At 64.4% G+C, this 13927-nt stretch carries 9 protein-coding genes and 2 pseudogenes; 7 read left to right on the top strand and 4 right to left on the bottom strand.

The features are described from left to right. Window positions 1-4 precede the first annotated feature (4 nt). The gene (gene yfdE, locus STARVERO_RS05700; RefSeq protein ID WP_159598195.1) at window positions 5-1171 is read right to left on the bottom strand and encodes a CoA:oxalate CoA-transferase; all 1167 of its coding nucleotides are present in this window, start codon (window positions 1169-1171) and stop codon (window positions 5-7) included. A gap of 237 nt (window positions 1172-1408) precedes the next feature. On the opposite strand from yfdE, the gene frc reads away from it, so the two are divergent. The 3 genes from frc (at window position 1409) to STARVERO_RS05685 (ending at window position 6243) form a co-directional block, all read left to right on the top strand. After that, window positions 1409-2659, top strand: a complete 1251-nt coding sequence (gene frc, locus STARVERO_RS05695) for a formyl-CoA transferase (RefSeq protein WP_159598194.1) — start codon at window positions 1409-1411, stop codon at window positions 2657-2659. 69 nt (window positions 2660-2728) lie between these two features. Then, window positions 2729-4441, top strand: coding sequence for an oxalyl-CoA decarboxylase (gene oxc, locus STARVERO_RS05690; protein WP_159598193.1), 1713 nt, complete (start codon window positions 2729-2731; stop codon window positions 4439-4441). After that, window positions 4438-6243, top strand: coding sequence for a DUF3141 domain-containing protein (locus STARVERO_RS05685; protein ID WP_159598192.1), 1806 nt, complete (start codon window positions 4438-4440; stop codon window positions 6241-6243). The genes oxc and STARVERO_RS05685 overlap by 4 nt, the downstream gene beginning before the upstream one ends. On the opposite strand, the gene STARVERO_RS05680 is transcribed toward STARVERO_RS05685, so the two are convergent. From STARVERO_RS05680 to STARVERO_RS05670, 3 genes and pseudogenes are all read right to left on the bottom strand, one after another. Continuing rightward, window positions 6161-6766, bottom strand: coding sequence for an anti-sigma factor family protein (locus STARVERO_RS05680; RefSeq protein ID WP_200837703.1), 606 nt, complete (start codon window positions 6764-6766; stop codon window positions 6161-6163). The genes STARVERO_RS05685 and STARVERO_RS05680 overlap by 83 nt on opposite strands. Before the next feature lie 44 nt (window positions 6767-6810). Continuing rightward, window positions 6811-8128: pseudogene (locus STARVERO_RS05675) on the bottom strand (YncE family protein); the annotation flags it as partial. 12 nt (window positions 8129-8140) lie between these two features. Then, the gene (locus tag STARVERO_RS05670; protein ID WP_159598191.1) at window positions 8141-8482 is read right to left on the bottom strand and encodes a DUF305 domain-containing protein; all 342 of its coding nucleotides are present in this window, start codon (window positions 8480-8482) and stop codon (window positions 8141-8143) included. A gap of 365 nt (window positions 8483-8847) precedes the next feature. Here STARVERO_RS05670 and STARVERO_RS05665 point away from each other — a divergent pair, with 365 nt between their 5' ends. The 4 genes and pseudogenes from STARVERO_RS05665 (at window position 8848) to STARVERO_RS05650 (ending at window position 13919) form a co-directional block, all read left to right on the top strand. Then, a complete protein-coding gene (locus tag STARVERO_RS05665) occupies window positions 8848-9273 on the top strand; it encodes a nuclear transport factor 2-like protein (RefSeq protein ID WP_159598190.1) in 426 nt (141 codons plus the stop codon). Window positions 9274-9350: 77 nt separating this feature from the next. Next, entirely contained in the window at window positions 9351-10112 is a 762-nt protein-coding gene (locus tag STARVERO_RS05660; RefSeq protein WP_210253537.1) for a substrate-binding domain-containing protein, read from the top strand. A 211-nt stretch (window positions 10113-10323) separates the two neighbouring features. Continuing rightward, window positions 10324-13179: pseudogene (locus STARVERO_RS05655) on the top strand (molybdopterin oxidoreductase family protein); the annotation flags it as partial. Next, window positions 13176-13919 carry a 4Fe-4S dicluster domain-containing protein gene (locus STARVERO_RS05650; protein WP_159598188.1) on the top strand — a complete coding sequence of 248 codons (744 nt, stop codon included), beginning with the start codon at window positions 13176-13178 and terminating at the stop codon, window positions 13917-13919. The pseudogene STARVERO_RS05655 and the gene STARVERO_RS05650, both read left to right, overlap by 4 nt. Window positions 13920-13927: the final 8 nt, after the last annotated feature.

Below are 13927 nucleotides of genomic sequence, written 5' to 3'. Positions count from 1 at the left end.
CGGCTCAGCGGGAAAACTCCTCGCGCAGCCGAGCTCCATGCTGATCGAGCGCGGGAGCCGGGGGGCGGGCGGCGGCATCAGCATAGCCGGCGAGCTTGATTGGCATCCCGGTCATCTTGATTCCTCCGGCTTCGACGAGCATCGCGCGCGCGGCCACCTGCGGCTGCGCCAGAGCCTGAGCCACATCCAGCAGCGGGCCGATAGGCACACCGGCCTCATGGATGATTTTCAGCCAATAGGCGGCGGGCTGTAATTTGAGTGCCGCCTCCAGTTCCACTTTCAGCGCGGCGACGTGCTTCACCCTGCTCTCGTTCGCCTGGAAACGGGCATCACTGGCCATTTCCGCCCGCCCAATGGCGGAGCACAGCGCCGCGAACAGGTGATCGTTGCCGCAGCAGATCGCAACATGGCCATCGGCGCATTCATAGAGGTCGAACGGCGCGAGAAAAGGATGCCGATTGCCGATGCGGCCAAGCGCGTGGCCGGTCGCCGCATATTCCATCGTGCCTTGCTCCAGGAAGGCAAGTGTCGCGTCGAACATTGAGATGTCGACATGGGTGCCGCGTCCGGTCTTCTCGCGAGCATAGAGCGCGGTTGTGATACCAGCGAACAGGTTCAGTCCGCCCAGAAGATCCGACAGAGACGTTCCCACCCGGGTCGGCGGACCGTCCGGAAAACCCGTCATGCTCATGATGCCGCTCATAGCTTGCACGATCGTGTCGTAAGCTGGGAAATTCGCCAGCGGCCCGGTCTGCCCGAAGCCGGAGGATGAGGCGTAGATCAGTCGTGGGTTCACCTTCGAGAGTTCCGCATAGGAAAAGCCCAGCCGCGCCATCACGCCGGGTCGGAAATTCTCCGCCACGACGTCGGCCCGCCGCACCATGTTGAGGAAGATCGTGCGATCGCCATCGTCCTTGAGATTAAGGACGACGCTCTCCTTCCCACGATTGACCGAGGCGAAATAAAGCGAGGCGTCATTAAGAAACGGGCCGTAGGTGCGGGTATCGTCGCCACCACCTGGCGGCTCGACCTTGATCACCCGCGCCCCAAGATCGGCGAGCATCATCGTGCCGAATGGGCCGTTGAGCACATGGGTGAGGTCGACCACGAGAATCCCAGAAAGCGGGCCGGTTCCCTTTGCACTCTCGGCCGTAGCGTCGGCGCGGTTCATTCACAGCTCCTTTCGATGATATCCCTTCAAGGAAGAGTCCTGTCGAATACAGAACCACGCACATACGTATGAACGCGTAGAAAAAATCTCAATAATGTTTTCGAGAAAAATAAAAATCGATCATATAAATATCACAATGACAATAATATTTTTGTCCATAAAGACTATAAATATCGACTAAATACGAAAAGTAACACCGCGCCTAAACTCCTCCACACAGATTGAGGAGTTTCAGACATGCCCCTTCCGCTTGAAGGCATCAAGATTATCGATTTCACCGGTGTGCAGGCGGGGCCCGCCTGCACACAGTTGCTCGCCTGGTTCGGCGCAGACGTGCTGAAGGTCGAACGCCCGGGTACCGGCGACGTGACACGCCGGCAGTTGCGCGACATCCCTGATCTGGACGCGCTCTATTTCACGATGCTGAACAGCAACAAGCGTTCCATCGAGCTCAACACAAAGACGCCCGAGGGCAAGAAGATCCTCGAACAGCTGATCCGCGAGGCGGACGTCATGGTCGAGAACTTCGCGCCCGGCGCGCTCGACCGCATGGGCTTCACCTGGGAGCACATCCACGAGCTCAACCCGCGCCTCATCTTCGGCTCGGTGAAGGGCTTCGCCGAAGGACATCCCTATTCCGACCTCAAGGTCTACGAGAACGTCGCGCAATGCGCCGGCGGCGCGGCCTCGACGACCGGCTTCTGGGACGGCCCGCCGACCGTCTCGGCGGCCGCGCTCGGCGATTCCAACACCGGCATGCACCTCGCCATCGGCATCCTCACCGCCCTCCTCCACCGCGAGAAGACCGGCGAGGGCCAGAAGGTCGCCGTCTCCATGCAGGACGCGGTGCTCAATCTGTGCCGCGTGAAGCTGCGTGACCAGGAGCGGCTGGAACGTGTCGGCTACCTTGAGGAATATCCCCAATATCCGAAGACCCCGTTCGGCGATGCGGTACCGCGCGGCGGCAATGCCGGCGGTGGCGGCCAGCCGGGCTGGATCCTGAAGTGCAAGGGCTGGGAGAGCGATCCCAACGCCTATATCTACTTCACAATCCAGGAGCAGAACTGGGCGCAGACGTGCGAGGCGATCGGCCATCCCGACTGGAAGACCGATCCCAACTACGCCACTGCCAAGGCGCGCCAGCCGCACATCTTCGACATCTTCGCCGACATCGAAAAATGGCTCGCCGACAAGACCAAATTCGAGGCGGTGGATATCCTGCGCAAATTCGAGGTGCCCTGCGCGCCAGTGCTCTCCATGAAGGAGATCGCCCATGATCCGGCGCTGCGCGCGCTCGGCTCCGTGGTCGAGGTCGAGCAGGAAAAGCGCGGCACCTACCTGACCGTCGGCAGCCCGATCAAGTTCTCCAGCTTCACGCCGACCATCAAGGGCGCACCACTGCTCGGCGAGCACACTGACGAGGTGCTGGCGCATCTGGGCTACGCCGCGGCCGACATCGCCGCCCTGCGCGGCAAGCAGGTCATCTGACCAGTCATACCTCTGGCCGGCGAATGTCGGCCGGCTACCTTCGGGAACGACAACTCCAAGGAAATATCCATGGACAGCGCACCCCAGCCCGCAACCTTGACCAACGGCTTTGGCCTGCTGATCGAGGCGATGAAACTCAATGGACTCGACACGATCTACGGCGTGGCGGGCATTCCTGTCACCGACCTCGCCCGCCTCGCCCAGGCATCGGGCATCCGCTATATTGGCTTTCGGCACGAGGCTTCGGCCGGCAACGCCGCCGCCATCGCCGGCTATCTGACGAAGCGGCCGGGCGTCTGCCTGACCGTCTCCGCACCCGGGTTCCTCAATGGCATGGTGGCGCTCGCCAACGCCACGACTAACGGCTTCCCGATGATCCAGATCTCGGGATCGAGCGACCGCGTCACCGTCGACCTCCAGCAGGGCGAGTATGAGGAACTCGACCAGATGAATGCCGCCAAGCCCTATGCCAAGGCTGCCTATCGCGTGAACCGTCCGCAGGACATGGGGCTCGGCCTCGCCCGCGCCATCCGCGCGGCGGTCTCGGGGCGCCCCGGCGGCGTGTACCTCGATGTCACGGGAGAAGCGCTGGCGGCGACGATCGATGCGGCGGAGGGCGCCGCCTCACTCATCAAGGTCGTGGATGCCGATCCGCGCCAGCCGCCCGCGCCCGAGGCGGTGAGCCGGGCCCTCGACCTGCTGGCGACGGCGGAAAGGCCGCTCATCCTGCTCGGCAAGGGCGCCGCCTATGCTCAGGCCGACGCCGACATCCGCACGCTGGTCGAGAAGACCGGCATTCCCTTCCTGCCGATGTCGATGGCCAAGGGGCTGCTGCCGGACGACCACCCCCAGTCCGCCGCGGCCGCGCGCTCGCTGGCGCTGAAGCAGGCGGATGTGGTGATGCTGGTCGGCGCGCGGCTCAACTGGCTGCTCGGCCATGGCCGCAGCCCGGAATGGTCGCCGACCGCGCGGTTCATTCAGCTCGACATCCAGGCGACCGAGATGGACAGCAACCGCGCCATCGCCGCGCCCGTTGTGGGCGATATCGGCTCGTCGGTCGCCGCGCTGCTGGCCGGGCTCGGGCCGCAGCACACGCGCCCGCACTCCGACTGGATGGCGGAAATCCTGCAGGACAAGGCGAAGCACGTTGCACATATGAAGCAGCGGCTCGCCGCGGATCCGAAGCCGATGGACTTCTACAGCGCTCTCGGCGCCATCAAGGATGTCATTGCGGACTGGCCCGACATCCATCTCGTCAACGAGGGCGCCAACACGCTCGACATCGGCCGCAACGTGCTCGACATGCAGTTTCCCCGCCGGCGGCTCGACTGCGGCACCTGGGGTGTCATGGGCGTCGGCATGGGCTACGCCATCGGCGCGGCGGTGACGAGCGGCAAGCCCGTCGTGGCCGTGGAAGGCGACAGCGCCTTCGGCTTTTCCGGCATGGAGGTGGAAACCATCTGCCGCTACCATCTGCCGGTGGTGATCGTCGTGTTCAACAATGGCGGCATCTACCGCGGTGACGACATCAACCGCTCCGGCAGCAGCGACCCGGCGCCGACCGTGCTCATGCCTGACGCCCGGTATCAGAAGGTCATCGAGGCGTTCGGCGGCATCGGCTACCAGGCCGACACGCCGGCGGAACTTGCTGCGGCGCTCCGCGACGCGCTCGCTGCCGGCAAGCCGGCGCTCGTCAACTGCACCATCGACCCGAAAGCCGGGACGGAGAGCGGCCATATCGGCAATCTCAACCCGCAGAGCCATGTCGGGGCGAAGTCGTGAGCGGGTCGGAAATCCGGGCCGTACCAGATCAAGGCGGCGTGTCTTCGGCCGGCGAGGCGCTGCTCGCCCCCTTGACCGACTACGTGATCGATGGCGTCCAGCGCTGGACACTGTTTCTGGACGTCCTGCGTCGGCGCGGCGACACGCAGATCGACATGGAAGCCCGTCACGGAACCATGGTGCTGGCGTTCGATCACGAACTGGTGCTGGATGGGCGGACCCTCGCGCGGCCCATCAACTATTCCCTCTACCGGATCGCCGTGCCGCCGGGCGCGTCGACGAACCCTGCCAAGCGGCCGCTGATCGTCGTCGATCCGCGTGCTGGGCAGGGAGCGGGAATCGGCGGGTTCAAGCCGGAGAGCGAAATCGGCGACGCGCTCGCCGCCGGGCACCCGGTCTATTTCATCGGCTTTTCCGCCACCCCCCTGCCCGGTCAGGGCTTCCCGGACGTGGTCGAAGGCGGCATCGCCTTCGCCGAACGGGTCGTGGCGCTCCATCCGGACGCGCCGCGGCCGACCGCCATCGGCAATTGCCAGGCAGGCTACCAGGTGCTCATGGCCGCAGCCCGGCGACCGGACCTGTTCGGGCCCTGCATGGTCGTCGGGTCGCCGATGTCCTACTGGCAGGGCCGGCGGGGAACGGCTCCCATGCGCTATCTCGGCGGTCTCGGCGGTGGCAGCTGGATCACGGCAATGCTCGCCGACCTCGGTGCCGGCCGGTTCGATGGGGCGTGGCTGATCCTGAACTTCGACTTGCTTGGGCTCGCGAATTTCCTGTGGGTCAAGCAGTATAATCTCTATGCGCATGTCGACGAGGAAGCCGACCGCTACCTCGACTTCGAGAAATGGTGGGGCGACTTCATCATGTTCAATGGCGAGGAGATCCAGTACCTGGTGGATCACCTGTTCATCGGCGATGAGCTTGTTCGCGGCGTTCTCACCTTGCACGAGGGCGAGGCGGTGGACCTGCACGCACTGACGTCACCGACGGTCGTGCTGACCTCGACACGCGACCAGATCTCGCCGCCGCCCCAGACACTGGGATGGATCCTCGATCTTTACCGGAGCGTCGAGGAGATCCGCTCGGCGGGGCGGGTGATCGTCTACGCGGTGGACGCGCACGCCGGCCATCTCGGCCTTTTCGTCTCGGCCGGAGTGGCGGAGCACGAGGACGAGGAGTTCGTGCTGGCAATGGAGGCCATCGCGCGTCTGGCGCCGGGCCTCTACGAAATGGTCGAGGTGCCGCCGGAACCTGCCACGGGCGCCCACAAGGCGATGCGCGTGCGTTTCGAGAACCGGACGCTGGAGGATATCCGTGTCTTCGGCCGCAACACGCCCGACGAGGACGCGGCGTTCGCCGCTGTTGCGGGGGTGTCGCGGATGAACCTCGCCCTCTATCGCGCGGTCGTACAACCGGTGGTGCGGACATTCGCCAATGCCCCCGCTGCCGAATGCTTGCGCATGCTCCATCCGCTCCGGCTCAGCTATTCGCTGCTCTCCAGTCTCAATCCGTGGATGCAGGTTGCGCGGGCGCTGGCGCCGATTGTCGCCGATTGTCGCCGGCCGGTGGCACCCGACAATCCTTTCCTGACGGCGCAGGAGACAATGTCCGATGCGCTGGCCAGCTCGCTCGACACGTGGCAATCTTGGCAGGACGCGGCCATGGAGGCGTGGTTCTTCGCCGTCTACGGATCACCCTTCATGCAGTCATGTGCTGGCGTCAGACGGTCTGCTGTAGCTGACGGCGCGCATCATCGGCAAGCAGATGCAGCACATCAGCCGGCGCGGCTCCGACGAGACTGAACCCCAGTCCTCCATCCGCCCAGGAATAGCCGTTAAGACCGTCCATCTTATGAGGGACCATGGGCGTGCTCTTGTCGGCGACCATGGGGTGCGCCAGTATGACAAGTCGGCTGCCCTTGTCGTTGTCATACATGAACAGCGCTGCAGGCCCATGCTCGGTAGGCACTACTCGTCCTCCCATGAAGCGATAGCCGGCCATGGAAAGATCGGGAATCCCTACGGAACGTCTGATACGCTTCGTAGTCCATGCGGCAAGCGTCTTGCTGTCCTCGGCACGGATTTCGACGGGACGCACGCGATCGGGTGCATAAACTGCGTAACTCGCCGCTGCCTCCCGGGCGAGAGCCTGCACGCCTTCGGAAGGCACTGCCATCACGCCGCGCAGCGACCAGCCGCTGCCGCCGCCGATCGCCAGAAGGAACAAGGCGGCCGTCGCAATCGCCCATAGCGGTACCTGACGAGGGCGGCGGCGTTCCTCCATCATCCGGAACAGATCGAGTTCCGCCGGCACCGGCTCGTGCATGACCGGGTCGAAGGCGGCTCTCAGCTGGTCCCGCTGCGCGCGCTGGCCGAGCCAGCGGGGTTGGTCGTGAAGGCGGAAAGCGGCTGTAGCGACCCACCGCCGTCCGGCTGGGCGGCAAGCGCAGGCAGGTAAGCTTTCTTCTGGTTCGAGGCCGGTGACCGAGGCCTGCAGCACCTGTATCAAGCCCTGATCGAACAAAGAGACGCTGCTCACTGCGGCGTTGCCGGCGCTGGCGAGCGAGAGATGAGTGGCCTCGCCGGCGATACCGAGCGGCTGGTAATTCGCTGTGCCGTCGCCTTGTGGCACTGCATCCGGCACATAAACGACAGCCTGCGGCGCCTGACCTATCGGGATTGTGGCAACGACCTTGTTGGTCGGCGTGCCGATGTCGACGAGCGCGTCGGCGTTCTCAAGCCCGATATAGATGCGCGAGCCATCGCCCGAGGGCCACAGGCCGTGCGGCAGATTGCCGGCTGGGATAGTCGCAACGAGCGAAAAATCGTCGGTGCGGAAGACTTTCACCTGATTCAGGCCTCCCACGGCTACGTAGGCGAAGGTGCCGTTCGCATTCTGCGCGAAATTGACGTGATTGGTGATAGGCCCGGTATCGATGGTCTGGATGACCTCGAAGCGCGGCTGTGCGTTGAACACCTGCGTCTTGCCGATGTCCTTCAGCGTGAACGAGATCTACCTGCCATCCGGTGTGGCGGCGATGTTCGGACAGAACGGGCTCGCCTGCTTCAAATGGCCGACGATCATGTGGTCCGCCAGTGAAATCACCGCCGTTTCCGGCGAGAAAGAAGAACAGACATAGCCATATTTCCTGTCCGGCTAGAAAATCTGAATCCCGGGCCCATTGGGTACCTTGATGCGGGCCGTTTCCTCGTAGGTCTTGGCGTCCAGAGCCGCGACATAATCCTCGCCGCGTACCGTAACCCACACTTCCTTGCCATCGGGGATGAAAAAAGCTTCGTGCGGGGACCGTCCAACATACGTGGTGTGTTTCACCGCATTGGTCACGGTGTCGATAAAGGTGACGGAATTGGAGCCGATGGAGACGACGGCGAGCGTCCGGCCATCCGGCGAGAAACCCATGCCATGCACCAGCACCTGCCCCCGGTAGAGCGGACTGAAATTGCCGGGCTGGGGATCGCCGAGGCGGATGACGCCAAGCAGCTTGTTGGTCGCGGGATCGCTCACCGACACGGTGTTGGAGAACTGCTCGGCGGCATAGACACGGTCACGGCTGCTCACGGGGACGTTCGGCGTGGAGGTCGTGAAGGGAGCCTGCCCCGCGAAGGCAGGTACGGCACAGGCGAGCATCGTTCCTGCAAGCGCCGCGCGAAGGAGGTGGGTGATCATCGGGATGAATTCCTACTTCATCTGCATGGCCGGGGAAGCGGCCATCGCATCATGAGATACGGTCGACGGGCCCTGCGCAGCGGCGGGGATGCCCATTCTCGCTTCGGGCTGGGTAAAGGCCGGAGCCGAAGGCGGCAGCGGCTGGCCGGGCGCCAGCCGCATCGTGGCGATCTGCTGCTGCTGCTCGACCACAATTTCTTGCGCAATCCTGCGCAACTGTGGATCCGTGCCGTAGCGCAGATAAGCGACCGCCATGTCGATGGCACCCTGGTGGTGCGGGATCATCATGGCGGTGAAGTCGGCATCGATGTTGCCGGTCGGCTTCACGTCCATTCCGGCCATCATCCGGTCCATGGCCGCGGAGTTTTCGGAAAGAAAAGTACCTCTGTCGCCAGTGCGGAATGCGCCGGTGGGGCATCGGACGGGATTGTGTGCTGGCTATCATGGGCCTCGACCATGGTGTTGGTCAGGCACACGGCCAGCAAAGCACCCACGGTTGTCAAATATCGTTTTCGCATGGGATTCTCCTTGCAGCTTGTTCGCCGCTGTCAGGGATGGAGACTTGCCTTCGATCCATTTATTCCAGCTGGGCGCTATTTTCTCGCCCTTTTGCTCGAATGGACGCCGGCCGCCGTGCACCGGAGATAATTCGTACCGGGACGTGGAATAAACGTGCGCAGCTCGAGTCTCCCCTGATGCCATCATGGGAGATACCGAGCATGCGCCTTCAACTCATCGCCTTGTCGGCTGTGTTGTCCGTGGCCAGCGGCCAGGCCGCTCTTGCTGGGCCGGCCGTGGATCTCGCACGAGCCCGTGTCGAGGCCATCGCGGCAGGACTCCTTTCCCCCGTCACGGACGCCTATGCGCCCGGCGCGACGCTGCACTGGGTTGGCGGCCCGCTCGACGGCACCTATGGCGATCCCGGCAGCATCCGGGAAATCTGGTCGAAGTTCTTTGCCGCACAGGGCGACCAGAAGGCCACGGTCGCCTCGATGTCGGAAGCGGCCAACCCGAAGGGGGCGACTGTGACCGCTGACGTCGCCTTCGCGGGCCGGAACACCGTTAAAGTCCGCTACGTCCTGCTCTATCGCGAGGGGAAGCTGGTCGATGAAATCTGGCAGGTCAATCCCGCCGCGACCAACTGAACCATTCGCCCTTCGAGAGGCCGACCGGCGCATCCCGCGAGCCGGCCGGCCATGTGCCTGAAGCTGGAGACATCATTGTGCTCAAATCCCTTCTTCTGTCCCTCGCCGTTGCCGTTGCCATCGTACCCGCGGCGCGGGCGGCCGATCTGAACATCTATGGGCCGGGCGGACCGGCCCCGGCGATGAAGGAGGCGGCAGCCACCTTCGGCAAGCTCCGGGGAGTGGACGTCGCCGTCACTGCCGGCCCCACCTCGGCCTGGATCGAGAAGGCGCGCCAGGACGCCGATCTCGTCTACAGCGGCTCCGAATCCATGATGACCGACTTCGTGACGGCCTTGGGCGGCCAGATCCATAGCACGGACGTCGAGCCGCTCTATCTGCGCGCCGCCGCGATACTGGTTCGGCCCGGCAACCCCAAGAAGATCGGCGGTCTCGCCGACCTCATGAAGCCGGGCATGAAAGTGCTTGTCGTGCACGGCGCGGGGCAGACCGGCATGTGGGAGGACGTGGCGGGCCGGAGTGGCGATATCGTCGATGTCCGCCGGCTGCGGGCCAATGTCGCCTCCTTCGCCCCGAACAGCGCCGTTGCCCGGCAGAACTGGGTGGAGGATCCGTCGTTCGACGCCTGGATCATCTGGAACATCTGGCAGGTCTCCAACCCGACCCTCGCCGATCTGGTGGAGATTGATCCCGAGCATCGCATATACCGGGACGCCGGCATCGTCGCGACGACGCGCGGGCACGACAAGCCGCTGGCCGCCGACTTCGTGGCGTTCCTGAAAAGCGCTGACGGTGCTGCGATCTTCCAGAAATGGGGATGGATCAGCCCGGGCCGGTGAGCGTCCGCCTCCTCGCACCCAAGGACAATTCGGAATGCGCCTCCGGGAAGTTTCAACGGAGGCGCAGCTGCGTGTGATCGTGATACGGATCCTGTAAAGATCATAAAATATATTACATTATCATCATTCTTATCTGAAAGATTATTCATCCTCGTATATTGTAGAATGAAATCAAATCAAGCGATGATTCAGGTTGATGATCATGCCGAAAGATCACGTCGAATATTCGGATCCGGCAGGTGACAGCACGACCTTCACCACCTGCTACATGTGTGCATGCCGCTGCGGGATCAAAGTTACGCTTCGTGATGGTCAACTCCGCTATATCGAGGGCAACCGCAAACATCCCGTGAACCGGGGCGTGCTATGCGCCAAGGGCTCGGCGGGCATCATGAACGTGCTGTCGCCGGCGCGGCTGCGCAAGCCGCTCAAGCGGGTGGGGCCGCGCGGCTCGGGCCAATTTCAGGAAATCGAGTGGGCCGAGGCGATGGCGATCGCGACCGAGCGCCTCGCCCGCATCCGCCGTACCGATCCCGACCGTCTCGCCATCTTTACCGGCCGTGATCAGTCGCAGGCGTTGACCGGCTATTTCGCGCAGATGTTCGGCACCATGAACTTCGCCGCCCATGGCGGGTTCTGTACCGTCAACATGGCTGCCGCCGGCCTCTATTCCGTCGGCGGAGCCTTTTGGGAGTTCGGCGAACCCGATTGGGACGAGACGAAGCTCTTCCTGATGATCGGCATCGCCGAAGACCATGATTCCAACCCGATCAAGCTCGGCCTCGGCCGGCTGAAGGAGCGCGGGGCCAAGGTGGTGGCGGTCAATCCGGTCCGCACCGGCTATGCCGCCATCGCCGACGAATTCGTCGGCATCACGCCGGGAACGGACGGGCTGTTCATCCTCGCGCTCGTGCATTGCCTGCTGGAAGCGGGGAAGATCGACGTCGACTTCCTCGTGCGCCACACCAACGCGCATTATCTCGTCATCGATGCGCCCGGCACGGCGGAGAACGGCCTGTTCGCCCGCGACGGCGAGGGCCGGCCGATGGCCTGGGACCGGGCGTGCGGCGCCCCGGCGGAAGCGGAGGCGGTCGGAATCGATCCCGCTCTTCTGGGCACCTTCACCCTACCGGACGGGCGCTCGGTGCGTCCGGCCTTCGCGCTGGCGGCCGAGCGCTATCTCGCACCCGAATATGCGCCCGAGGCGGTGGCCGAGCGCTGCGGCATCTCGGCCGAGACGATCCGCCGTCTCGCAGCCGAGATGGCGGAGGTCGCCTTTGAGCAGCCGGTCGTCCTTCAGCAGCCCTGGACCGATACGGCCGGCCGGCGGCACGAAACCATGCTCGGCCGGCCGGTCGCCATTCATGCCATGCGCGGCATCTCGGCGCATTCCAACGGCTTTCATACCTGCCGGGCCATCCATCTGCTGCAGATGCTGCTGGGCGCGATCGATACGCCAGGCTCCTGGCGCTACAAATCGCCTTACCCCAAGCACGTCGCGTCCGGCGCGGCGCCTGGCGGGCGGGAGCGGTGTACCGACGGCGCGCTCACCACGCCGCCGCTCGGCTTCCCGCACGGCCCCGAAGACCTGCTGGTCGATGGCCGCGGAGAGGCGCTGCGGCTCGACCGGGCCTTCTCCTGGGATGCGCCGATCGCCATTCACGGGCTGATGCACATGGCGATTGCCGAGGCCCACCTGCAGGACCGGCAGCCCATCGATACGCTGTTCCTCTACATGTCGAACGTCGCGTGGAATTCGGCGATGAATCCGGGTGAGGCGACCCGGATGCTGACCGACACCGACGAGGCCGGCAACTACCGCATTCCCTTCGTCATCTATGTCGACGCCTTCTTCTCCGAGACCGTCGACTATGCCGATCTGGTGCTGCCGGATACGACCTATCTGGAGCGCTACGACTGTATCTCGCTGCTTGACCGCCCCATCGGCTCGGCACACGGGCCGGCGGATGCGATCCGCGTACCGGTGCTGAAGCCCGACCGCGACGTGCGCCCGTTCCAGGACGTGCTGATCGAACTCGCCGGCCGGCTCGGCTTGCCGAACTTCGTCGATAGCGCCGGTGCGCCGCTCTATGCTTCGTATGCCGATTATATCGTGCGCCACGAACGTCGGCCCGGCATCGGCCCGCTGGCCGGTTTCCGTGGTGCCGACGGGACAGCGATCGGCCGTGGCGCGCCGAATCCCGAGCAGCTCGATCGCTACATCGCCAATGGCAGCTTCTGGCGTCATCACCTGCCGGCCGAACAGCTGTACTTCAAATACGACAACCAGGCCTATCTGGACGGCGCCGAGGCGATGGGCCTGATCGATCACGCCGGCAAGATCACGCTCGAAATCTATAGCGAGACGCTGCAGAAATTCCGCCTCGCCGCTGAAGGACACGGGCCGATCCAGCCGCCGGAGCGGCTGCGCGAGCGCACCGCGCGCTTCATGGATCCGCTGCCGTTCTGGTACGCGCCGATCGAGGAAACGCGGGTCGATCTCGACCGCTATCCATTGCACGCGATCACCCAGCGGCCCATGGCCATGTACCATTCCTGGGGCTCGCAGAATGCGTGGCTGCGACAGATCCTCTCCGAGAACCGTCTCTACATCGCCCGTGCCACCGCCGCCGAACTCGGCATCGCCGACGAGGATTGGGTGCGGGTGGAAAGCCGCAACGGCGAACTGAAGTGCCGCGCGCGGGTGATGGACGGATTGAACCCCGGCACGGTGTGGACCTGGAACGCCATCGGCAAGCGCTCCGGTGCATGGGCGCTCGACAAGGACGCACCGGAATCGCACACCGGTTTCCTGCTCAACCACATCATCTCGGAATATCTGCCGCCCGACGCGGACGGCCGACGCGCTTCCAACAGCGATCCCGTCACCGGCCAGGCGGCCTGGTTCGACTTGACCGTGCGGGTGGAACGCTGCGCGCCGGGATCGGTGGAAGAAACCGCGCCGCATCCGGGCACGCTCACGCCACCCTTCCAGCCCTCCCGCCCGTCGATCCTGCGCTTCGGCGCCAGGACGGCCGGCGCGAAACGAAAGGCGCCTGCGTCATGACGAGCCTGCCGCCACTGCAGCCGGGCGCGAAGAAGCTCGGTCTGGTCATCGATCTCGACACCTGCGTGGGCTGCCATGCCTGCGCCGTAAACTGCAAGGAGTGGAACACGGGCGGCCACTACGCGCCGCTGCCGGACTACGATCCCTACGGCAAGAACCCCGACGGGGTCTGGTTCAACCGCATCCATTCCTACGAAGTGAACACGGGCACGGCCGATGCCTGCGGCAGCAAGACGGTGAATTTTCCGCGTTCCTGCTTGCATTGCGAACAGCCCCAATGCGTCACCGTCTGCCCGACCGGCGCCTCCTACAAGCGCCCGGAAGACGGCATCGTCCTCGTGAACACCGACATCTGCATCGGCTGCAAGCTGTGCTCCTGGGCCTGTCCCTATGGCGCGCGCGAGTTCGACGAGGACCAGGGCGTCATGAAGAAGTGCACGCTCTGCATCGACCGCATCTACAACGAGAACCTGCCGGTCGAGGAGCGCGAGCCGGCCTGTGTCGCCACCTGTCCCTCGCGCGCACGCCACTTCGGCGATCTTGGCGATCCCGAGAGCGATGTCTCGCAGCTTGTGGCGGCGCGCGGCGGCGTCGATCTGATGCCCGAGCTCGGCTACCGGCCGACCAACAAGTACCTGCCGCCGCGACGCACGACCATTCCCGCCAAGCCGCTCGAACGCCCATCCGCCAATGGCGCCAATGCACTTTTGCGGCTGATCGACAAGGTCCTTTCGCGATGATTCCCGCA

This window comes from Starkeya nomas (assembly GCF_902703545.1).
Lineage (GTDB): Bacteria > Pseudomonadota > Alphaproteobacteria > Rhizobiales > Xanthobacteraceae > Ancylobacter > Ancylobacter moscoviensis.
Note: the sequence above shows the minus strand (reverse complement) of the source record. Positions and strands in the feature narration are given on the sequence as shown.